Below are 20723 nucleotides of genomic sequence, written 5' to 3' on the forward strand. Positions count from 1 at the left end.
TGGGCGAAGGCTTGGAGTGAAAATGTTCATCGGTATGAAGACCGCCCTGCCTCGATGGATCACGCGGTATGGGTCCCGGCCCCCCGTGCGCAATTGCGCACTAGGCCGGGACGACACCTGTTATGCCGACAGTCGCGGCACCGCGTCGAACCTGTTGACCACGATGTCCCGCTTGGTCTCGTCCACCCGCACCGTCATGTCGAAGCGGCCGTCGTGCAGCTCTTTCGCCAGCACCTCGGCATTCCGATGCAGCCAGCTGATGCCGGCGCCGTCGGAGGCATCGATGGAGAGGTCGAGCGTGATGCGTTTGGCGGCCAAGCGCTCCTCGATCGCGGCGAGCAGCGCGTCGACCCCCTCGCCCGACACGGCGGACACCAGCATCGCCGGATGATCCTCCGGCCTGCGCGCGGCGATGTTCAAAAGTTCTTCGCGCTGTTCGGGACCATAACGGTCGATCTTGTTCCAGACCTCGATGATCCGGCCTGAATCATCGGGATTGATGCCGAGCTGGCGCAGCACGGCGTCGACGTCGCTCTGCTGCGCCTCGGCGTCGTCGTGCGAGATATCGCGCACATGCAAGATGACGTCGGCTTCCAGCACCTCCTCCAGCGTGGCGCGGAAGGCGGCGACGAGCTGCGTCGGCAAATTGGAGATGAAACCGACGGTGTCCGACAGCATCGCCTTGCCGCCATGCGGCAGGGTGAGCGCACGCAGGGTCGGATCCAGCGTGGCGAACAGCATGTCGGCGGCCTGCACGTCGGCGCGGGTCAGGCGGTTGAACAGCGTCGATTTGCCGGCATTGGTGTAGCCGACCAGCGCCACGACGCGGTACGGCACGCGCTGGCGGCCTGCGCGATGCAGGCGGCGCGTGGCCTGCACCTTCTTCAGCTCGCCCTCGAGCTTGGAGATGCGCTCCTGGATCAGGCGGCGGTCGGCTTCGATCTGCGTCTCGCCGGGACCGCCCATGAATCCAAAGCCGCCGCGCTGGCGTTCGAGATGGGTCCATGAGCGCACCAGGCGCGAACGTTGGTAGTTGAGATGCGCGAGCTCGACCTGGAGCGAGCCTTCCTTGGTCTTGGCGCGGCGGCCGAAGATTTCCAGGATGAGACCGGTGCGGTCGAGCACCTTTGCCTGCAACTCCTTCTCGAGATTGCGCTGCTGGATCGGCGCAAGCGCGCAATCCATCACCACGAGCTCAACGTCGAGGCTCTTGGCGAGCGCAGCGATCTCCTCGACCTTGCCCTTGCCGATATAGGTCGCGGGGCGGATCTGGTTGATCGGCGCGATGATGGCATCGGCAACGACGAGATCGATCGCGCGCGCGAGGCCGGCAGCTTCGTCGAGCCGGGCTTCCGCGTCACGCAGGACATGAGCTTCCGATTGCGCGTCGGCATTGCCTGCGCGCACTCGCAAATAGGGACCGATGACAAGCACCCGCCCCGTCTGCTTATCCCCTGCCGACCGCGGACGGTCGGCATCCCCGTCGAAATTCCGGGGTTCCAATCAGATCACTCTCAAGCCGGCTGGTCCTCGCCGCCTTCGAACAACTGGATCGGAGCGCCCGGCATGATGGTCGAGATCGCATGCTTGTAGACGAGCTGCGAGTGACCGTCGCGCCGAAGCAGCAAACAGAAATTGTCGAACCAGGTCACGATGCCCTGGAGCTTCACTCCGTTGACCAGAAAGATCGTCAGTGGCGTTTTGGTTTTGCGAACGTGATTAAGGAAGGTGTCCTGCAGGTTTTGTGCGCGGTCTGCCGCCATTGTTTTTTTCTCGCTTTGAGTTTCTTTTTATTGCGCCGGTTGCGGCCCTCTTTTGAAAATTGGGGGTCCTCGTCCGGTTGCCGTCCCTCATGAGATCCCCCTCGGAGGAACAGCGGTTCAATTAGAGGACAGGTAGGCTTATTAGGCAAGCCGCTTCACGCGGCAGCCCATGCCGTATTGCCCCGAAAAACTACGGAAATCGATGATTTTCCTCGCCTATTCCAACGACGTCGCAGCGCTAGCCGACGCCGAGCGCCTTCAACTTCCGGTGCAGTGCCGACCGTTCCATGCCAACAAACTCGGCCGTGCGAGAAATATTTCCTGAGAAACGGCTGATCTGTGCAATCAAATAGTCGCGCTCGAATACTTCGCGCGCTTCGCGCAGCGGCAGGCCCATGATGTGCTCGCCATTGTTGCTGGTCGGCATCGCCGGCACCATGGAGCCGACGTCCTGCGGCAGCATGTCGGCCGTGATGATGACTTCAGGCCCGCCTGCGGCCAGAATCATGACTCTCTCAACGTTGTTCCGGAGCTGGCGCACATTGCCCGGCCAGACATGCGACTGCAGCACCGCCATCGCGTCCTGGCCGATCTGCCGCTTGGGCAGGCCGCTGCCCGCGGAAATCTGCTCCATGAAGTAATCGATCAATTCCGGGATGTCCTCACGCCGCTCTGATAGCGCGGGCACGCGGATCGGCACCACCGACAGTCGATGATAGAGGTCCTCGCGGAAATGGCCGGCCGCGATCTCCTCTTCGAGGTTGCGCGCGGTGGAGGAGATGATGCGGACGTCGACCTGGACCTTGCCGTTGCCGCCGACGCGCTGGAACGACTGCTCGACCAGCACGCGCAAGATCTTGTTCTGTGTCTCGCGCGGCATGTCCGCGATCTCGTCGATGAACAGCGTGCCGCCATGGGCCTCTTCGAGCGCGCCGGGCTTGCGCGCGTGCTCGCCGTTGGACTGCTCGATGCCGAACAGCTCGTGCTCCATCCGCTCGGGCGTGATCGCAGCGGCGTTGATGACGACGAAGGGACCGTCGGCGCGGCCCGAGGCCGTGTGCAACGTGCGGGCGGTCAGTTCCTTGCCGGCGCCGGCGGGGCCGACGATCAGGATGCGGCTGTTGGCCTTGGCCGCACGCTCGATGGTCTGGCGCAGCTGGTTCATGCTGGGCGAGCGGCCGACCAGCGAGCTTGCGCTCGGCGCGAGCTGCTTCAGCTCCTTGACCTCGCGCTTGAGCCGGGAGTTCTCCAGTGCACGGTTCGCGACCAGGATCAGCCGGTCGGTCTTGAACGGCTTCTCGATGAAATCGTAGGCGCCACGCTTGATCGCGGCGACCGCGGTCTCGATGTTGCCGTGGCCGGAGATCATCACGACCGGCAGATCGGGGTTGTCCTTCTTGACCTGCTCCAGGAGCTGCAAGCCGTCGAGCTTGGAGCCCTGCAACCAGATGTCGAGGAACACCAGATGCGGCCTGCGGTTGGCGATCTCGGCGAGCGCCGTATCGCTGTCGCGCGCGGTCCGGGTCACGAAGCCCTCGTCTTCGAGGATGCCCGCAACGAGATCCCGAATATCGGCCTCATCATCGACAATCAGAATTTCACTTGCCATGGGTCGCCTGTTTTCTCAGCTGCCTGTTGAGGCTTTGATCTTCGTTGAATCATTGGTCTTTTCAGCCGGCTCTTTGGTTTCGGCGGCCGCCTCTTTTGTTTCCGGATCCTTGACGGATTGCGTGGCCGTTTCACCGCTTTCCGGCTTGGTCGTTGCCCCGCCCGCCGGTTCGGCCCCCTCGCTTTTCGCGGGAGCGCCGGAGATCGCAAAACGCATCCGCATCCAGGCGCCGCGTTGGCCCTCGCGGAAGTCCGAGGCATCCTTCAGTTCGATGCGCCCGCCATGGTCTTCCAGCACGCGACCGACGATCGCGAGCCCAAGGCCGGTGCCCTTGGCGCGTGTCGTCACATAGGGCTCGAGCAGGCGCGAGCGCGCCACCTTGGGCAGCCCGATGCCGTTGTCGACAACGTCGATCAGCACGTCCTCGCCCTCGCGCGAGACCACGACGTCGATTCTGCCTTTGCCGAGCTCCTCCAGGGGGACCTGCTCGATCGCCTCGGTGGCGTTCTTGACGATGTTGGTGACGGCCTGCGAGATCAACCGCCGGTCGAACTGCGCGCGCAGCGGGTCTTCCCTGAACTCGGCCTCGATATCGATCTCGGGATGGGCGACCTTCATCAGGAACACCGCCTGCCGCACTGCGTCGGCGACGTCCTCACCCTCCATCACCGGCTTCGGCATCCGCGCAAAGCGCGAGAACTCGTCGACCATGCGGCGGATATCGTCGACCTGACGCACGATGGTGTCGGTGCACTGTTCGAAGATCTGCTTGTCCTTGCCCTCGGTGATGTCCTTGCCGAATTTGCGGCGAATGCGCTCGGCGGAGAGCTGGATCGGAGTCAGCGGGTTCTTGATCTCATGCGCGATGCGGCGCGCGACGTCGCCCCAGGCCGAGGTGCGCTGCGCCGAGACCAGCTCGGTGATGTCGTCGAGCGTGATGATGTAGCTGTCGTGGGGCTGGCTGGTCTTCTCGGCGCTGACGCGGACCGACAGATTGCGTTCCTGCCCGTCCCGCGTGATCGTGATCTGCCCCTGCACCAGGCGCTGGGTCCCTTCCCGCGCCGTCTTCATCATCTCCTCGAGCTCGGGCAGCACGTCGGAGAGCGGGTGGCCGAGCGTCTCGGCTTCGGAGTGCCCGATCAGCTTTTCGGCGGAACGGTTGAGAATGCCGACGCTGCCTGAATTATCCACTCCGATGATGCCGGCGCTCGCCGACGACAGCACCGCCTCGATGAAGCGGCGGCGGCTGTCGATGAGGTCGCTGGCGTTGACGAGCTCGTCGCGCTGGCTGCGCAACTCCTCCGTCATCTTGTTGAAGGTCTCACCCAGCTGGGCGAGGTCGCCTTCCGACTGGTGCACCGGCACTTTCACATGGAGATCGCCGGTCGAGACCGTCTGGGCCGCGTTCATCAGCCGCCGGATCGGCGAGACCAGCGAGTTGGCGAAGTTGAGGCCGATCAGCACCGAGGCCATCAGGATGGTCAGCGCGATCACCGCGAACATCAGCGCGAACGCGACCTGGATGCCGAGCCGGCGCGACTCGATCTGGGCGTATTCGGCGACGCTGACCTCGGTCTGCTTGAGCTGCTGGACCACGTTGGGATCGAGCGGGCGTGCGACATACAGGAAGGTGTCGCTGAAGGCGCGCAAGCGGACCACCGCGGCGACGAAGCTCGCATCGGGCAGCACCGCGATCTCGGGCTCGGATTCGTTGACGTTGCTGAGGAAGTCCGGCGCCGGCGGCGAATAGGCCAGCCGCATGCCGGTATCGGCGGATTCGAGAATGTTGGTGTTCTTGTCGATGATCATCGCGCCCGGCAAATTGCGCGAGGCGGCGCTGGACGTCAGCAATTCGCGAAAAGAGCGGCGATCCTGGTCGTAGAGCGGCCGTGCGTGGGCGATGTCGTTGGCCATGCCGAGAATGTCGCCCCGGATCAGCTGCGCGTGGTCCTGCATGTAGGCCCGCGCGATCGTCAGCGAATTCTGGATCACCTCCTTGGTCGGGCCGGAGAACAGCCGGTCGAGGCCCCGCTCGATGGTGACGTTGGCGACGACGGCGACCAGCACCGCCGGCAGCACCGCCACGATCGAGAACAGGCTGACGATCTGGACATGGAGGCGCGCCGCCGCCCTGCCCCGCCGTCGCGCCAGGATCAGCTGCCAGAGCTCGCGGATGATGATGCCGACCAGCAGCAGGATCGTGCCCGCATTGATCAGATAGAACGAGCGGACAACCGCAGGGGTCGGCTCGATTGACGTGAGGCCGGTCAGGACCAGGAACGTCAGGCAGGCCGACAGCAGGGCCAGGGCCACGGCGAACGGCGCCAGCCAGCGTCGCGCCGACCAACGCCGGGGCTCTTCAGCTGGGGCCGTGTCAAAGGATGCGGCCGAGGTGTCTGCGCTGGTCATTCCGGCAATGGGTGCTGAAAACGGGGTCCGCGGCGGGGCGGATACTGATGTATTCGTACCACATTGTTGCCGAATTGCGACAATTCCGCGGCGCCCCCGTCGCGACCGACCCGCGCATCCACAGCGACATGCCGGAGGGCGGGAACGGAATCCGGCCCCGGCGGCTTGACCGGCATGCACAAATTCTTTCTCGCAATGATGGTGTCGGCCGTGCTGCTGCTGATCGTGGCGGCGGACCTGCTGGTCAATGGTCTCGGGGTGCAGGAGCCCAATGCGAACGTCGCCAGCGCGATACAGGTCTCAGGCCGGTTTGTCAGATAGGTATGAGGCCGGGTCCCGCGGCAGAAATCACCATATGAATGTTCCGGAGGAACGTTTCGGTCCCATCGGGACTTCTGCTCACCGCGTCAGCCACAACGGCCAACGCGAACCGGACAGGCTCAGCTCCGCTTGATAGGGGAGCTGAGCCACCGTCGGTTGCGGGAAGGCTAGCCCCCGCTCCGATACACCTGGATATCGAGATCCCGGATCTTCTTCCGCAGCGTGTTGCGGTTGAGGCCGAGCAGATCGGCCGCGCGGATCTGGTTGCCGCGGGTGGCGGCGAGCGCGGCCGTAAGCAGCGGCACCTCGATCTCCTTCAGGATGCGGTGATAGAGGCCCGGCGGCGGCACGCCGTTCGGGAAGCCCTGGAAGTGCGAGGAGAGATACGCTTCCACGGCGCCGCCGAGATTGTCGACGCCATGCTGGACTGCGGCACCCGGGCTGACCGTGGGTGGCGCCAACTCGCCGTCGATGACCGAGCCCGTGATCACGTCCTGCGGATAGAGCGCCGCGAGGCGACGGGCGAGGTTCTCGAGCTCGCGCACGTTGCCCGGCCAGCGATGCTGCTTCATCCGCTCCAGCGCCAGCGCGTCGAGCTTCTTCGGCGGCAGTCCGTCCTTCTCGGCCAGCGCGAAGAAATGACGGATGAGATCCGGCAGATCCTCGATGCGCTCGCGCAACGGCGGCAGCCGCAGCGGCACGACGTTGAGACGGAAGAACAGATCTTCGCGGAACAGGCCCTGCTGGATCAGGACGCGCAGATCCTTGTTGGAGGCCGCGACGATGCGCACGTCGGTCTTGATCGGGGTGCGGCCGCCGACCGTGGTGTATTCGCCCTGCTGAAGCACGCGCAGCAGACGGGTCTGCGCCTCCATCGGCATGTCGCCGATCTCGTCCAGGAACAGCGTGCCGCCCTCGGCCTGCTCGAAGCGGCCGGAGGCGCGGGTGTTGGCGCCGGTGAAGGCGCCGCGCTCGTGGCCGAACAGTTCGGACTCGATCAGGTCGCGCGGGATTGCCGCCATGTTGACCGCGACGAACGGGCCGTTGCGGCGTTTGCCGTAGTCGTGCAGCGCGCGCGCCACCAGCTCCTTGCCGGTACCGGACTCGCCCGTGATCATCACCGTGAGGTCGGTCTGCATCAACCGCGCCAGCACGCGATAGATTTCCTGCATCGCCGGCGAGCGGCCGACCAGCGGGATCGCCTCCATCTCGGCGTCCTCGTTCGGCGTCGAGACCCGCTCCTTCGGCTCGGCCAGCGCGCGGCCGACGATGGCGATCAGCTCCTTCAGGTCGAAGGGCTTCGGCAGATATTCATAGGCGCCGCGCTCGGAGGCGCGGATCGCCGTCATGAAGGTGTTTTGCGCGCTCATGACGATGACAGGCAAATTCGGCCGCATCTTCTTGATCCGCGGCAACAGGTCGAACGCGTTCTCGTCGGGCATCACCACGTCGGTGATGACGAGATCGCCCTCCCCCTGGCTGACCCATCGCCACAGCGTCGCGGCATTGCCGGTCAGCCGCACTTCGTAGCCGGCGCGCGATAGTGCCTGATTGAGAACGGTGCGGATGGCGGTGTCGTCATCAGCAACGAGAATGCTACCTGCGGGCATCGTTAATCCTCATTTTGCCCCCTGTGACGCAGACGACGACTTCCCGGCAGAGCCGTCGCGACTGCTTTGATCGGCATGTTTCACCGATGTGGAATACATCGGCATCAGCACGCGGAAGGTGGTCTTCCGCGGCTGAGATGCGCATTCGATGATGCCCCCGTGATCCCCGATGATCTTTGCGACCAGCGCAAGGCCCAGACCCGAGCCGGTCTGCTTGGTGGTGACAAAGGGATCGAACAGGTTGGGCAGAAGATCGTCCGGCACGCCTGGTCCGTTGTCCTTCACGCAGAATTCGAGCGGCAGGGATACACGGGATTTTTGACCGGGGACTGACAGGCGCACGCCGGGACGAAATGCGGTGGTGAGCTGGATTTCGCCATCGGGAACGTCGATCAGCGCTTCGGCGGCATTCTTCACCAGGTTGAGGAACACCTGGATGAGCTGGTCCTGGTTCGCCAGCACCGGCGGCAGCGAGGGATCGTAGTCCTCGACGAAGCGGATGTTGCGGGCAAAGCCGGACTGCGCCAGCCGTTTGACGTGATCAAGCACCGAATGAATGTTGACGGGGCCGCGCACCACGGGGCGCTCGTCGCCGAACACCTCCATGCGGTCGACCAGCGTCACGATGCGGTCGGCCTCGTCGCAGATCAGCCGCGTCAGCATGCGGTCTTCCGAGGAGGCCTGCTGCTCCAGGAGCTGCGCCGCGCCGCGGATGCCGGAGAGCGGGTTCTTAATCTCGTGGGCCAGCATCGCGGCGAGCGCGATCACCGAGCGCGCGGCGCTGCGATGGGTGAGCTGGCGGTCCATCTTATCGGCGATGGAGCGCTCCTGCAGCATCACCACGATATGGCCGGGCCGTTCCGTGACCGGAGCAACGTGCAGATCGACCTGGCGGTCCCCGCCCATGCGCGGCGTGCCCAGATCGACCTTGTATTCGTTGACCGGCGCGTTCGACGAACGCACCTGGTCGATCAGCGCCAGCAAGGGGCTGCCGAACGGCACCAGCTCTTTCAGCGACTGCCGCTTCAAGAACTGCGTCGAGATATCGAAGAAGGCTTCGGTTGCGATGTTGGCGGCGACGATCTTGCCGTCCGGCCCGATCATGAGCATGGGATTGGGCAGTGCGTCCAGGATGGCATCGCTGTCGGACGCAACGGGCCGACGATGTTCAGCGGCTGAGCTCATGCAGCGGCGCTCCATGCGAAGTCGTCGAAGGCATCTTGCAGTGATCGGTGGACGAGGCGCGGATCCTCCGAGGTGAGGATTTTCTGGCGCCAGGATTTCAGCTTCTCGGCCGGCGCGCGGCTCACATCGGCCGCGACGTCGAGCGCCCAGCCCAGATGTTTTCGCGCGTGCCGCAGACCGATGCGCAGGCCGTAGAGCGCGCAGACGCCCTCATAAAGCGTGCGGACGTAATGCAGCTGCGTCTCGAGCGACGGCGTGGCTTCCGCCGCCCCGCCCTTGAGGCGGCGGCCGATCTGGCCGGGCAGCCAGGGCTGGCCCTGCGCGCCGCGGCCGATCATCACGGCGTCGGCGCCGGAGGCCTCTAACGCCGCGAGCGCCTTCTCGAAAGTGGTGATGTCGCCATTGACGACGAGCGGAATGGAGATGGCCTCGCGTACGGCGCGGATCGCGTCCCAATCGGCCTCGCCCTTGTAGAACTGGCAGCGGGTGCGGCCGTGCACGGTGACGAGCTTGATGCCTGACGCCTGCGCGCGACGCGCCAGTTCCGGCGCGTTGCGGGTGCGGTCGTCCCAGCCAAGCCGCGTCTTCAGCGTTACCGGCACCTTCACCGCCGCGATCGTCGCTTCGATCAGGCTGACGGCGTGGTCGAGGTCGCGCATCAAGGCGGAACCGGACTGGCCGCCTGTGACGTGACGGGCCGGACAGCCCATGTTGATGTCGATGATGTCGGCGCCGTCGGCTTCGGCAATCCGGGCCCCCTCCGCCATCCAATGCGTCTCGCAACCGGCGAGCTGGACCACGTGCGGACCGATCCCCGTGGCTTCGCAGCGCAACCGGGACATATGATGGCCATTGGCGAGTTCGTCGCTGGCCGTCATTTCGGACACCACCAGACCGGCCCCCAACTCCGCGGCCAGCCGGCGGACGGGCGAGTCAGTCACCCCCGACATCGGCGCCAGGAAGACCGGGGTGGCGACGTCAATATCGCCTATCTTCAATGGCTTAGAGCCTGATACTGCCGAGCCGGTCACAGGGGTCTCGTTGCGTTGGCAGCGCCTCATCGCGCCTGCCATGACCTATCTTGCGCACAATTCTTGTGCAGTCAAGCGTCATGCCTACAGTTTAGACAGTTCTGCAAATCTTTCAAGTGCAGTGCAGCAAAATGCTGTTTCCCACAATCCGGGGAAACCCCCTTTTTTTGCGGGCCTGCCGTGCTAGAGGCATGCGGCAATCACCCCACCCCCGACTCTCTTCATCATCAAATGAGTATTTGAGTCCTATGGCGAAATCACAGCGCACCGCAGTCGTTCTCGTCGCGGCCGGACGCGGCCTGCGCGCAGGCGCCGGTGGCCCCAAGCAATATCGCGAGATCGGCGGCGTGCCGGTGATCTATCGCGCCATGGAGGCCTTCAGCCGCCATGCGGACGTGTTCGCGGTTCAGCCGGTCGTGAACCCCGACGACGGCGCCATGTTCACGGCAGCGGTCGCAGGGCTCAGCCACGAGGCGCCGGTCAATGGCGGCGCAACCCGGCAGGCCTCGGTGCTCGCGGGTCTCGAAGCGCTCGCCAGGCACAAGCCCGACATCGTGCTGATCCACGACGCCGCCCGCCCTTTCGTTTCGGAAGGCGTGATTACCCGCGCGATCGATGCGGCCAGCCGCACCGGCGCCGCGATCCCCGTTGTTCCCGTCACCGACACCATCAAGGTCACCGGCGAGAACGGCAATGTCGAGGACACGCCGGACCGGGCGCGGTTGCGGATCGCACAGACGCCGCAATCCTTTCGCTTCGACGTCATCCTCGAAGCGCATCGTCGCGCGGCCAAGGACCGGCGCAGCGATTTCACCGACGATGCCGCGATTGCCGAATGGGCGGGATTGACGGTTGCAACCTTTGAAGGCGATGTTGCCAATATGAAGCTCACCACCCCCGAGGATTTCGTGCGCGAGGAAGCGCGGCTGGCCAGCCTGCTCGGCGACATCAGGACCGGCACGGGCTACGACGTGCACGCCTTCGGCGAAGGCGACCATCTCATGCTCTGCGGCGTGCGCGTGCCGCATACCAAAGGTTTCCTGGCCCATTCCGACGGCGATGTCGGCCTGCACGCGCTGGTCGATGCCATCCTCGGCGCGCTCGCCGACGGCGACATCGGCTCGCACTTTCCGCCCAGCGACGCGAAGTGGAAAGGCGCCTCCTCCGACCAGTTCTTGAAATACGCCATCGAGCGCGTCACCCAGCGCGGCGGCCGCATCGCCAATCTCGAGGTCACCATGATCTGCGAGCGGCCGAAGATCGGCCCTTTGCGCGACACCATGCGCGCGCGCATCGCCGAGATCTCCGGCGTCGACATCTCCCGGGTCGCGGTCAAGGCGACCACCAGCGAGCGGCTCGGCTTCACCGGCCGCGAGGAAGGCATCGCGGCCACCGCGAGCGCCACCATCCGTCTGCCGTTTAACGAGAAGATTTGGAGTGTCTAGGCCATGGCCGGCAGCGACGCACGCGCCCTCTCCCGCTCGCTGCTCGATCTGTGCCGGATGCGCAAGCTGACGATCGCGACCGCGGAGTCCTGCACCGGCGGCCTCGTCGCGGGCGCGCTGACCGACATTCCCGGCTCCTCCGACGTGATCGATCGGGGCTTCGTCACCTATTCCAACGACGCCAAGCGCGCGATGCTCGGCGTCGAGGCCGGCACGCTTGCGAATTTCGGCGCCGTCAGCAGGGAGACCGCAACAGCCATGGCGGTCGGGGCGCTGGAGCGTGCCGGCGTCGATCTTGCGGTCGCCATCACCGGCATTGCCGGACCCGGCGGCGCCACGCCGGGCAAGCCGGTGGGCCTCGTCCACTTCGCTGCCGCCGCGCGCGACGGACGTATCGTTCACCGCGAGCATCGCTTTGGCGCCATCGGCCGCACCGCCGTGCGTCAGCGCTCGGTGGTCGAGGCGTTGCGCATGCTGATGGATCTCGCCCGCGGCCCAGTCCAGACCAAGCCGCGCCGTGAAGCCGCGGTAACCCGCCTGCGCCCCCGCGTGACACGCTCGCCGCGCCGACATGTGGCGAAGCGCAGGCCGCCGCGGTCGCCGCGCGGCTGAGCCAGGCAACCCCGCCCCTCAGTCAGCCGGAATGAAGCGGAGCGTGCCGGCCCGCCGCGTCGGCTGGCCGGTGTCGTTGGTGTGGTTGATGCCGTCCATGACCGGCACCTCAGTGAAATCGAACGGGCTTACCCCATCCAGGCAGGCGACGTTGACGGCATAGAGAGATTGGTCGGATCGTCGCTGATGGTGCGTGTAGATTCCGCAGCGGGAACAGAAGAAGTGCTGCGCTGATCCGGTATGGAAGCGGTAGCTTGTGAGCGCATCCTCGCCCTGGAGGAACTTGATCCCGCCCATTGCCGCCATGACGACGACGGCGCCGCGCATGCGGCAGTAGGAGCAGGTGCAGCGGCGGATCGAATTGAAGCCGTCGCTGAGCGTCGCCTCGAAACGCACGGTGCCGCAATGGCACTGGCCAGCCAGAACGTTCGTGTCGCCCACCATCACGCCCAAGTCTCCTGTTTAGACTCTCCTGTTCGGATCGCTTCTACGATCTCCCGCGCAGGATCACCAAGCCCTCATCACGCCGCCGCGAGTCCCGTAGCCCGGATGGAGCGAAGCGCAATCCGGGATTCGTTCCGCGGGTATGGGCCCGGATTACGCTTCGCTCCATCCGGGCTACAAGACCTTGCTTCGCCCGACGGGCAAAACACCCAAACGACAGGTCAATCCGCTCGCGCGAAAACATTCGCCTTTACAGAAATTCTGATTTATCGCATCTTGTCGCCACCTCATCCCGGTCAGAGGGGCGTATCGCGATCGTCACGAAACGCGGGGTGAGCTGCGGTGGACGCTGGCAGCATCGGCGCGAAGGGCTTCGCAGGGCGGGAAACCGCGAGCGAGGGCGTCGCGCACACGACCGGTGCTATTAGCGTACGGCAAAACCGTGTCGTCCTGACGCCCGGGGTCTGTGCGTCAAGTCTTGTGGTGATGTGGGCGGCCCGACCGGGCATCCGCATCAGCCATCCGCAAGGCGACGGGGGCAATAGTGCATCGCTCCCCGGGGAGAGCTCGGCATAAGCCGTCAACCACTGCGCAGGGAAGGCCGTGTGTTGGGCTTCACCTGTATGCCGCTGTGCAGCCTCTTGTAGTGCAACCTTCGCACAGTGGACCGTGGGTGCCAGCCGGCACCCGGTCTTCCCTGCGCCCTCTGACGGAGGAGGACGTACGCACACGCAGACTCGGGCAGAAACTGTCACGAGGCCGCCGCGCTATGTCCAGTTTTCAAAAAGCACGCAAACTTTGTCGAATCCGATCGGGATCGCGGATATCAACCGCGGCCAAACGTCGTGGCTTCTGTCTGAACTTGGCGTGGGAAAATTATTGGCGCAATAATGATCCGCTACGTTGCGGCCGGGAATCAACCCGGTCCTGTTTTCTGGAGGGCGACGGCGTGTTCGCTCGCTTCACTGCTCCGGCAATCGCCATTGCCATCCTGAGCGCCTTTGATGGTGCGGCCGCACAAACCGCTAACCAGCCGCCGGATACGATGGCGGCGCGGGTGGAGGCCTGCACGCCGTGTCATGGCAACAAGGGCGAAGGCACCAGCGACGTCTACTTCCCGCGCCTCGCAGGCAAGCCGGCCGGTTATCTCTACAACCAGCTGCTCGCTTTCCGCAGCGGCCGGCGCAAATACCCGCCGATGAACTATCTGCTGGAGTTTTTGCCCGATCCCTATCTGGAGGCGATGGCGGAATATTTTGCCAGCGAGCACCCGCCGCTGCCGCAGCCGGCGCCGAGCGAAGTCAGCAAGGACGTCCTCGCGCACGGTGAGCTGCTCGCCACCAGCGGCGATGCCGGCCGCAACATTCCGGCTTGCGTGAGCTGCCATGGCCCTGGACTGACGGGTATGCAGCCCGGCATCCCCGGCCTGCTCGGCTTGCGCGCCAATTACATCAGCGCCCAGCTCGGCGGCTGGCGTTATGGCACCCGCACCGCGAAGTCGCCCGACTGCATGCAGCTCGTTGCCGGTCATCTGACCGAGGCCGACGTCACCGCTGTCGCGGCCTGGCTCGCGACGCGGGCGGCGCCAGCGAATCCGGCTCCCGTACCGAAGGGCACCTACGCGCTGCCCTTCGGCTGCGGCAGCCAGCCCAACTGACGAGGCGGATGATGGGCTTCAAATTGTCGATCAAGCTCCTGTCCATCAAGTTGCTCACCCTCGCTGCGTTCACCACGGCAGCAGCGGCGCAGGACAAGGACAAGACCGGCGACATCATCGCGCGCGGGGAATATCTGGCCCGTGCCGGCGACTGCACCGCCTGCCACACCGCACCGGAAGGCCGTCTGTTTGCCGGCGGCCGTGCCATGCCGACCCCGTTCGGCACGCTCTACACCTCCAACATCACGCCCGATCCGGAGACCGGCATCGGCAAGTGGAGTGCCGACGACTTCTACAAGACCATGCACAGCGGCCGCTTTCCCGATGGCGGACTGATCTACCCCGCGATGCCGTTTGCGTCCTACACCAAGGTCACGCGCGCGGACAGCGACGCGATCTTCGCCTATCTGCGCTCGATCGCGCCGGTGAATCAGAAGAACAAGCCGCACGAATTGCGTTTCCCGTACGACAACCGCCAACTCATCCTCGGCTGGCGCACGCTGTTCTTCAGCGAGGGCGAGTTCAAGCCTGATCCGAAAAAATCGGCGGAATGGAATCGCGGCGCCTATCTGGTCGAGGGCCTCGGCCATTGCGGCATGTGCCATTCGCCGATCAACGCGCTCGGCGGCACCTCGCAATCGGACGCGTTCAAGGGCGGCCTGATCCCGATGCAGAACTGGTACGCGCCTTCGCTGACGTCAAACCGTGAGGCCGGGCTCGGCGACTGGAGCATCAAGGACATCACGGATCTGCTCCAGACCGGCGTCTCCATGCGTGGCGTGGTCTACGGCCCAATGGCCGAGGTCGTGCACAACAGCCTGCAATATCTCGATGACGCGGACACCAGGGCGATGGCGGTGTACCTCAAGGGCATCGCGGAGCCCTCGCCTCCGCCGGCCGCAAGTTCGGCGCTGCCGACCACCGAGAGCAGCCTTCTGTTCAGCCTCGGCAAGACCGTCTACGACAAGAATTGCGCGAGCTGTCATGGCACCCAGGGCGAGGGCAAGCCGCCGCACTGGCCGCCGCTTGCCAACAACCAATCGATCGAGATGCAGTCGGCGGTCAACCCGATCCGCATGGTGCTCAATGGCGGCTATCCGCCGGGCACCAAGGGCAATCCGATGCCCTACGGCATGCCGCCCTTCGCCGGCCTCCTCTCCGACAACGAGGTCGCCGCCGTCGTCTCCTACATCCGCACCGCCTGGGGCAATCGCGGCACGCCGGTCTCGGCGCGCGAGGCCAACGAGCTGCGCTCGGCACCGCTGAACTGAGGGCCCCATGTTCAATTCCGATCCGCCGACCAGCCCAGCCGCCGCCGACCAGGCTATCGAGGAAGTCGTGGCGCAGGGCCCGTCCGGTGCGATCGTGGTCGCCGGCATCGCCACGGCCTGCGTGGTCGCGATGTGGTTCGCTTTCTATCTGTTCGTGTTCCTGCCGCGCGGATCGCTGCAATGAGCGTCGAGGGATCCCACGGCAGCGCCAGCGCCAGCGCCGAGGTCGCGGCCCGCGTCGAGCGGCGCTGGGCCACCATCGCCGTGATCATCGTCGTGATGATGGCGCTGCTGGCGGCATTCGCCGGCATCCATCGCGCGACCATGCCGCAACCGCGCGTCGAGACCACCGATCCCTCGCGGCTGCATCTGAGCGGCGAGTTCGTCGAAAGCAATCTCGGCAGCGTGCTGGAGGCCAACGGCAATGTGACCGTGCGCGCGATCGGCCAGCAATATTCGTTCACGCCGGCCTGCATCGTGGTGCCCGTGGACACGCCGATCACGCTGCGCGCCACCAGCGCCGACGTCGTCCACGGCATCCTGATCCAGGGCACCAACGTCAACACCATGCTGGTGCCAGGCTACATCTCCGAACAGCTCATGCGCTTTACGAAGAGCGGCGACTATCTGATGCCCTGCCAGGAGTTTTGCTCCTTCGGCCACGAGGGCATGTGGGGCAAGGTCAAGGTGATCGACAAGATGGACTTCGCAAACCGCGCGAAGGGTGGCGGGAGGCTGAGCTGTGTTGGTCAATAGAAAGCTCATCCTCGCCCATTTCTGGCTGGCCTTCGCCGTGTTCGGCATCGCGCTCACGCTCGGCGCCTGGCAGATGTTCATCCGCAGCCCGATCGGCACCTGGCTGTCCAATCCTGAGCTCTATTACCGCTCGCTGACCGCGCACGGCACGGTGATGGGCTATGTCTTCCCGACCCTGGTCGCGATGGGCTTTGGCTACGCCATCAGCGAGTCCGCGCTGGAGCAGCGGCTGGTCGGCGTGCGCTGGGCCTGGGCCGGATTCTGGCTGATTGTGGTCGGCGCGATCATGGCGATGGTCCCGGTCGGGCTCGGCCGCGCCTCGGTGCTCTACACGTTCTACCCGCCGCTGATCGGAAACGTCTTCTACTACCTCGGCGTCGTGCTGGTCGTGGTCGGCTCCTGGATCTGGGTCGCGCTGATGTCGCTCAATCTGCGCGTCTGGCGCAAGACCCATCCCGGCGCGCCGGTGCCGCTGGCGATGTTCGCCAATGTCGCGGGCTCGTATCTGTGGGCCTGGACCGCGGTCGGTGCTGCGCTCGAGCTGCTGCTGCAGATCATTCCGGTCGCGGCCGGGCTGAAGGCCACCATCGACGCCGGCCTCGCGCGCGTGTTCTTCTCCTGGACGCTGCACGCCATCGTCTATTTCTGGCTGATGCCGACCTACATCGCCTATTACACCATCGTGCCGCGCGCGATCGGCGGCCGCGTCTATTCCGACAGCATGGCGCGGATCTCCTTCATCCTGTTCCTGGTGGTCGCGATGCCGATCGGCATGCACCACACCTTCGCGGATCCGCAGGTTGGCGCCGGCTTCAAGTTCATCCATTCGGCTTTCACGGCGCTGGTCGCGCTGCCGACGCTGCTGACCGTGTTCACGATCTGCGCCTCCGTTGAGATCGCGGCGCGCCTGCGCGGCGGCCGCGGCGTGTTCGGCTGGATCAGGGCCCTGCCCTGGGACAACCCGATGATGCTGGCGCTGGCCTTTTCCTTCGTCATGCTCGGCTTCGGCGGCGCCGGCGGCCTCATCAATATGAGCTATCAGCTCGATGCCTCGATCCACAACACGCAGTGGATCACCGGCCATTTCCACCTGATCTTCGGCGGCGCCATCGTGATCATGTATTTTGCGATCGCCTATGATCTGTGGCCGCATCTGACCGGGCGCGAGCTGATCGACGTCCGCCTGATCCGCACCCAGCTCTGGCTGTGGTTCATCGGCATGATCGTCACGACCTTTCCCTGGCACTGGGTCGGCATTCTCGGCATGCCGCGCCGCATGGCCTATTTCGACTTCGGCGATCCCGCGATAGCGCCGCAGGCCCTCTCAGTCACCCTCTCGGCTATCGGCGGCTTCATCTTGTTGGCGTCCGGCATCATGTTCATCGTTGTCCTGGCTCGCGGCATGCGCGCGCCGCTGGTCGACGCCGGCCCCTATCGCTTCGCGCTGGCGGTGCACCAGCCCACAACGGTCCCGGTCGCGCTCAACACCCACGCGCTGTGGGTGGCGCTGATGATCGCGCTCACCCTCACCAATTACGGCTATCCGATCCTGAATCTGGCGCTGACCGAGGGCACCTCTGTGCCAGCCGTTTATGTGGGAGCGCAGTGATGAGCACGCGCGACCTCTTCACCCTCACCAATCGTCACTTCAAGGCGAGTGTGGTCATCACCGCCGCGATCCTGATCGTCACGGCGATTGCAGGCTTCGTCGTGCTGCCCTTCGCACAGCCCTGGGTACAATTCGCCAACGTCTGGGACGCGATCTGCAGCGCTGCCGGTGTGCCGCAACGCGCGGCGAGCGTCACGGCGCCGGAGCAGACCAAGCGCCTGTCGGGAGTCGTGCTGACGTCGAACACGCTGTCGCGCCCGAGCCAGGAGGCGATCGGCCGCGGCGCCACGCTGGCGCAGCGTTGCGCGATTTGTCACGGTCCGACCGGTGTCAGCCGCGCGGATTCGCCCAATCTCGCCGGCCAGTACGCGGCCGTGATCTACAAGGAGCTGCACGATTTCCGCACCGGCGCGCGCACCAATGCCGTGATGTCGCCATTCGCCGTCAATTTGACGGACCAGGAGATCGCAGATCTCTCGAACTATTACGCCTACCTGCCGCGGCTGCCGGCCTATCACCCGACGCCGCAACTGCCCAAGCCAAACATCGTGATCTACGGCGCACCGATGCGCGGCATCGCGCCCTGCGGCGCCTGCCACGGCAGCCTCGACAACAAGACGGGTAGCCCGTGGCTCGAAGGCCAGTCCGAAGCCTACATGAAGGCGCAGCTGCAGGCCTTCGCCTCAGGCGAGCGCCGCAACGATATCAGTCAGCAAATGCGCAACATCGCGCGTGCGATGACGCCGCAGGAGATCGAGCAGGCCGCGGCGTATTATGCCTCGCAGCCGCCGGATGTCGTGAAGGCGGTGGATTGAAGACGGGCTCGTAGCCCCACTACGACGACGCCAGCTTCCGCCGTCCGTAGATCGCATCCGCCCGCTTCTCGAACGCGATGGAAAATCGCGCGAACGCGGCGTCGAACATCGAGCCCATCAGGAGCGCGAGCATGCGGCTCTTGAACTCGTAGGCGAGGAAGAAGCCGACATCGCAAACGCTCTCGCCTTTGGGCTCGAACGTCCAGCGGTTTTCCAGATTGCTGAAAGGACCTTGCAGATATTCGACCAGGATCTTCAAATTGGCGCGGTCGAGCGTCACGCGGCTGGTGAAGGATTCCCTGACCAGCTTGAACGACACCGTCATGTCCGCGACCAGCACCTCGGTGCCGTCGGGCTTCGCCATGCGCTGACGGACCTTCAGCGCGCTGCACAGCGGCACGAATTCCGGGTAGCGCTCGACGTCGGCGACCAGATCAAACATCTCGGACGCGCTGTGATCGACACGGCGCTTGCTCGAAAAATTGGGCATGGCGATTCAGCGGGCGCTTGCTGCCCGCGCGGCCTTCAGTTTCGCAAAATCCTCGCCGGCATGATGCGACGAACGGGTGAGCGGGCTCGCCGACACCATCAGGAAGCCCTTGGTGTAGGCGACCTTCTCGTAGGACGAAAACTCGTCCGGCGGCACGTAGCGCATCACGGCGTGATGCTTGCGGGTCGGCTGGAGATATTGCCCGATGGTCAGGAAATCGACGTCGGCGGAACGCAGATCGTCCATCACCTGCTGCACCTCGTGGCGCTCCTCGCCGAGGCCGACCATGATGCCGGACTTGGTGAAGATGGTGGGATCGAGCTCCTTGACCCGCTGCAGCAGCCGGATCGAATGGAAATAGCGCGCGCCCGGCCGCACCGTGAGATAGCACGACGGCACGGTCTCGAGGTTGTGGTTGAACACGTCGGGCTTCGCGGCGACGACGACCTCCAGCGCTCCCTCCTTGCGCAGGAAATCGGGTGTCAGGATCTCGATCGTGGTCGAGGGGCACGCGGCGCGGATCGCGCGGATGGTCTGGGCAAAATGCTCGGCGCCGCCGTCAGCGAGATCGTCGCGGTCGACGGAGGTGATGACGACATGGGCAAGCCCGAGCTTGGCCACGGCCTCGCCGACGTTCTGCGGCTCGGCCGCGTCGAGCGCATTCGGCATGCCGGTCTTGACGTTGCAGAAGGCACAGGCGCGGGTGCAGGTGTCGCCCATGATCATGAAGGTCGCGTGCTTCTTGTCCCAGCACTCGCCGATATTCGGGCAGCCCGCCTCCTCGCACACCGTATGCAGGCCGTTGGCGCGCACGATGTTGCGGGTGTCGGCATAGCCGCGGGTGTTGGGCGCGCGTACGCGGATCCAGTCCGGCTTCGGCGGCGAAGCGGAATCGGGCCGATTCACCTTTTCGGGGTGACGTGGGCGCAGCGGGTTCGAGATGGTATCGACAATAACGACCATGGGGTGTCCGGTCTGACCAAGTCCTACCTAGTCGGTCTGGCCGGGCATCGCAACCCGGCTCGCCCCGCTTCAGGGAACATGGCAGATATGGGCAATATCCTGCTCTGTTCTCTGGCGATTCTCACCTCGAATGGCTCCAGTCTCGAAACCTTCCACACCCCGGCTCGGCAAAGCCCTGAAGCGTGCCTTTTTCGCGCGCAGCGTCCACGAGGTCGCGCCCGACTTGATCGGTGCGACCATGCTTGTCGACGGCGTCGGCGGGATCATCGTCGAGGTCGAGGCCTATCATCATACCGAGCCGGCGGCGCACTCCTACAATGGCCCCACGCCGCGGAACCAGGTGATGTTCGGCCCGCCCGGATTTGCCTATGTCTACCGCTCCTACGGCATCCATTGGTGCGTGAACTTCGTCTGCGAGGAAGAAGGCTCGGCCAGCGCCGTGCTGATCCGCGCGTTGGAGCCGACCCACGGCTTGGCTGCGATGCGCCGCCGCCGCCATCTCCAGGATTTGCACGCGTTGTGCTCGGGCCCGGGCAAGCTGACCGAAGCGCTCGGCATCACCATCGCGCACAATGCCTTGCCCCTGGACCGTCCGCCGATCGCGCTGCATGCGCGGTCGGAGGACGTCGAGGTGGTGGCCGGCATCCGAATCGGCATCACCAAGGCGGTCGAGCTGCCCTGGCGCTATGGCATCAGGGGTTCAAAATTCCTCAGCAAGCCGTTTCCGAAATAA

The 20723-nt window shown here is 65.0% G+C and carries 20 protein-coding genes; 10 read left to right on the forward strand and 10 right to left on the reverse strand.

Translation table 11 applies throughout. The annotated features are described in order from the left end of the window. Window positions 1–120 precede the first annotated feature (120 nt). The 4 genes from hflX to ACVIN2_RS02535 all read right to left on the reverse strand — a co-directional run bounded on the left by hflX (window position 121) and on the right by ACVIN2_RS02535 (window position 5781). On the reverse strand, window positions 121–1503 hold the full coding sequence (hflX, locus tag ACVIN2_RS02520) for a GTPase HflX (RefSeq protein ID WP_456764378.1): 1383 nt from the start codon (window positions 1501–1503) through the stop codon (window positions 121–123). Window positions 1504–1514: 11 nt separating this feature from the next. Continuing rightward, a complete protein-coding gene (hfq, locus tag ACVIN2_RS02525; protein WP_007591126.1) occupies window positions 1515–1763 on the reverse strand; it encodes an RNA chaperone Hfq in 249 nt (82 codons plus the stop codon). Between the two features lie 238 nt (window positions 1764–2001). After that, window positions 2002–3372 carry a nitrogen assimilation response regulator NtrX gene (gene ntrX, locus ACVIN2_RS02530; protein ID WP_007591127.1) on the reverse strand — a complete coding sequence of 457 codons (1371 nt, stop codon included), beginning with the start codon at window positions 3370–3372 and terminating at the stop codon, window positions 2002–2004. 15 nt (window positions 3373–3387) lie between these two features. Beyond that, window positions 3388–5781 (reverse strand): ATP-binding protein, encoded by a 2394-nt coding sequence (locus ACVIN2_RS02535; protein WP_456764379.1) that lies wholly within the window; start codon window positions 5779–5781, stop codon window positions 3388–3390. Between the two features lie 174 nt (window positions 5782–5955). Here ACVIN2_RS02535 and ACVIN2_RS02540 point away from each other — a divergent pair, with 174 nt between their 5' ends. Beyond that, window positions 5956–6102: a hypothetical protein gene (locus ACVIN2_RS02540; RefSeq protein ID WP_368508035.1), complete on the forward strand. Its 147-nt coding sequence runs from the start codon at window positions 5956–5958 to the stop codon at window positions 6100–6102. A 167-nt stretch (window positions 6103–6269) separates the two neighbouring features. Here ACVIN2_RS02540 and ntrC read toward each other — a convergent pair whose 3' ends face one another. From ntrC to dusB, 3 genes are read right to left on the reverse strand one after another with little or no spacing between them, the layout of a single operon-like run. Continuing rightward, entirely contained in the window at window positions 6270–7712 is a 1443-nt protein-coding gene (gene ntrC, locus ACVIN2_RS02545; protein ID WP_027566921.1) for a nitrogen regulation protein NR(I), read from the reverse strand. A 9-nt stretch (window positions 7713–7721) separates the two neighbouring features. Next, entirely contained in the window at window positions 7722–8897 is a 1176-nt protein-coding gene (locus ACVIN2_RS02550; RefSeq protein WP_456764380.1) for a two-component system sensor histidine kinase NtrB, read from the reverse strand. Then, entirely contained in the window at window positions 8894–9895 is a 1002-nt protein-coding gene (gene dusB, locus ACVIN2_RS02555; RefSeq protein WP_456764381.1) for a tRNA dihydrouridine synthase DusB, read from the reverse strand. Before dusB ends, ACVIN2_RS02550 begins: the two co-directional genes overlap by 4 nt. A 281-nt stretch (window positions 9896–10176) precedes the next feature. On the opposite strand from dusB, the gene ACVIN2_RS02560 reads away from it, so the two are divergent. Both ACVIN2_RS02560 and ACVIN2_RS02565 read left to right on the forward strand, forming a co-directional pair. Continuing rightward, window positions 10177–11373 (forward strand): bifunctional 2-C-methyl-D-erythritol 4-phosphate cytidylyltransferase/2-C-methyl-D-erythritol 2,4-cyclodiphosphate synthase, encoded by a 1197-nt coding sequence (locus tag ACVIN2_RS02560; RefSeq protein ID WP_456764382.1) that lies wholly within the window; start codon window positions 10177–10179, stop codon window positions 11371–11373. Between the two features lie 3 nt (window positions 11374–11376). Further along, entirely contained in the window at window positions 11377–11985 is a 609-nt protein-coding gene (locus ACVIN2_RS02565; protein ID WP_456764383.1) for a CinA family protein, read from the forward strand. 18 nt (window positions 11986–12003) lie between these two features. Here ACVIN2_RS02565 and ACVIN2_RS02570 read toward each other — a convergent pair whose 3' ends face one another. Then, complete coding sequence (locus ACVIN2_RS02570) at window positions 12004–12429, reverse strand: GFA family protein (RefSeq protein WP_456769631.1); 426 nt, start codon at window positions 12427–12429, stop codon at window positions 12004–12006. 949 nt (window positions 12430–13378) lie between these two features. Between ACVIN2_RS02570 and ACVIN2_RS02575 the strand changes: the two genes are divergently transcribed. From ACVIN2_RS02575 to ACVIN2_RS02600, 6 genes are read left to right on the forward strand one after another with little or no spacing between them, the layout of a single operon-like run. Further along, window positions 13379–14086: a c-type cytochrome gene (locus tag ACVIN2_RS02575; protein ID WP_456764384.1), complete on the forward strand. Its 708-nt coding sequence runs from the start codon at window positions 13379–13381 to the stop codon at window positions 14084–14086. A gap of 11 nt (window positions 14087–14097) precedes the next feature. Beyond that, window positions 14098–15357, forward strand: coding sequence for a cytochrome c (locus tag ACVIN2_RS02580; RefSeq protein WP_456769632.1), 1260 nt, complete (start codon window positions 14098–14100; stop codon window positions 15355–15357). Between the two features lie 7 nt (window positions 15358–15364). Continuing rightward, on the forward strand, window positions 15365–15541 hold the full coding sequence (locus ACVIN2_RS02585) for a hypothetical protein (RefSeq protein ID WP_275172584.1): 177 nt from the start codon (window positions 15365–15367) through the stop codon (window positions 15539–15541). Beyond that, window positions 15538–16113, forward strand: a complete 576-nt coding sequence (locus ACVIN2_RS02590; RefSeq protein WP_456764385.1) for a cytochrome C oxidase subunit II — start codon at window positions 15538–15540, stop codon at window positions 16111–16113. Before ACVIN2_RS02585 ends, ACVIN2_RS02590 begins: the two co-directional genes overlap by 4 nt. Then, the gene (locus tag ACVIN2_RS02595) at window positions 16100–17722 is read left to right on the forward strand and encodes a b(o/a)3-type cytochrome-c oxidase subunit 1 (protein ID WP_456764386.1); all 1623 of its coding nucleotides are present in this window, start codon (window positions 16100–16102) and stop codon (window positions 17720–17722) included. The genes ACVIN2_RS02590 and ACVIN2_RS02595 overlap by 14 nt, the downstream gene beginning before the upstream one ends. Beyond that, window positions 17722–18537, forward strand: coding sequence for a c-type cytochrome (locus ACVIN2_RS02600; RefSeq protein WP_456764387.1), 816 nt, complete (start codon window positions 17722–17724; stop codon window positions 18535–18537). The genes ACVIN2_RS02595 and ACVIN2_RS02600 overlap by 1 nt, the downstream gene beginning before the upstream one ends. A gap of 19 nt (window positions 18538–18556) precedes the next feature. Here the strand turns inward: ACVIN2_RS02600 and ACVIN2_RS02605 are convergent, their stop codons facing one another. Together ACVIN2_RS02605 and lipA are read right to left on the reverse strand one after the other, a co-directional pair. After that, on the reverse strand, window positions 18557–19027 hold the full coding sequence (locus tag ACVIN2_RS02605; RefSeq protein ID WP_007591145.1) for a type II toxin-antitoxin system RatA family toxin: 471 nt from the start codon (window positions 19025–19027) through the stop codon (window positions 18557–18559). Between the two features lie 6 nt (window positions 19028–19033). Beyond that, a complete protein-coding gene (gene lipA, locus ACVIN2_RS02610) occupies window positions 19034–19990 on the reverse strand; it encodes a lipoyl synthase (RefSeq protein ID WP_456764388.1) in 957 nt (318 codons plus the stop codon). A gap of 130 nt (window positions 19991–20120) precedes the next feature. Between lipA and ACVIN2_RS02615 the strand changes: the two genes are divergently transcribed. Continuing rightward, the gene (locus tag ACVIN2_RS02615) at window positions 20121–20723 is read left to right on the forward strand and encodes a DNA-3-methyladenine glycosylase (RefSeq protein ID WP_456764389.1); all 603 of its coding nucleotides are present in this window, start codon (window positions 20121–20123) and stop codon (window positions 20721–20723) included.

The organism is Bradyrhizobium sp. USDA 3650, from assembly GCF_054057395.1.

Coding starts and splice junctions, on each gene's coding strand:
- ACVIN2_RS02570 (WP_456769631.1), bottom strand. CDS start 12,429: ATGGTGGGCGACACGAACGTTCTGGCTGGCCAGTGCCATTGCGGCACC.
- ACVIN2_RS02560 (WP_456764382.1), top strand. CDS start 10,177: ATGGCGAAATCACAGCGCACCGCAGTCGTTCTCGTCGCGGCCGGACGC.
- ACVIN2_RS02580 (WP_456769632.1), top strand. CDS start 14,098: ATGGGCTTCAAATTGTCGATCAAGCTCCTGTCCATCAAGTTGCTCACC.
- lipA (WP_456764388.1), bottom strand. CDS start 19,990: ATGGTCGTTATTGTCGATACCATCTCGAACCCGCTGCGCCCACGTCAC.
- ACVIN2_RS02540 (WP_368508035.1), top strand. CDS start 5,956: ATGCACAAATTCTTTCTCGCAATGATGGTGTCGGCCGTGCTGCTGCTG.
- ACVIN2_RS02585 (WP_275172584.1), top strand. CDS start 15,365: ATGTTCAATTCCGATCCGCCGACCAGCCCAGCCGCCGCCGACCAGGCT.
- ntrX (WP_007591127.1), bottom strand. CDS start 3,372: ATGGCAAGTGAAATTCTGATTGTCGATGATGAGGCCGATATTCGGGAT.
- ACVIN2_RS02565 (WP_456764383.1), top strand. CDS start 11,377: ATGGCCGGCAGCGACGCACGCGCCCTCTCCCGCTCGCTGCTCGATCTG.
- ntrC (WP_027566921.1), bottom strand. CDS start 7,712: ATGCCCGCAGGTAGCATTCTCGTTGCTGATGACGACACCGCCATCCGC.
- ACVIN2_RS02605 (WP_007591145.1), bottom strand. CDS start 19,027: ATGCCCAATTTTTCGAGCAAGCGCCGTGTCGATCACAGCGCGTCCGAG.
- ACVIN2_RS02550 (WP_456764380.1), bottom strand. CDS start 8,897: ATGAGCTCAGCCGCTGAACATCGTCGGCCCGTTGCGTCCGACAGCGAT.
- hfq (WP_007591126.1), bottom strand. CDS start 1,763: ATGGCGGCAGACCGCGCACAAAACCTGCAGGACACCTTCCTTAATCAC.
- ACVIN2_RS02590 (WP_456764385.1), top strand. CDS start 15,538: ATGAGCGTCGAGGGATCCCACGGCAGCGCCAGCGCCAGCGCCGAGGTC.
- ACVIN2_RS02615 (WP_456764389.1), top strand. CDS start 20,121: ATGGCTCCAGTCTCGAAACCTTCCACACCCCGGCTCGGCAAAGCCCTG.
- ACVIN2_RS02535 (WP_456764379.1), bottom strand. CDS start 5,781: ATGACCAGCGCAGACACCTCGGCCGCATCCTTTGACACGGCCCCAGCT.
- ACVIN2_RS02600 (WP_456764387.1), top strand. CDS start 17,722: ATGAGCACGCGCGACCTCTTCACCCTCACCAATCGTCACTTCAAGGCG.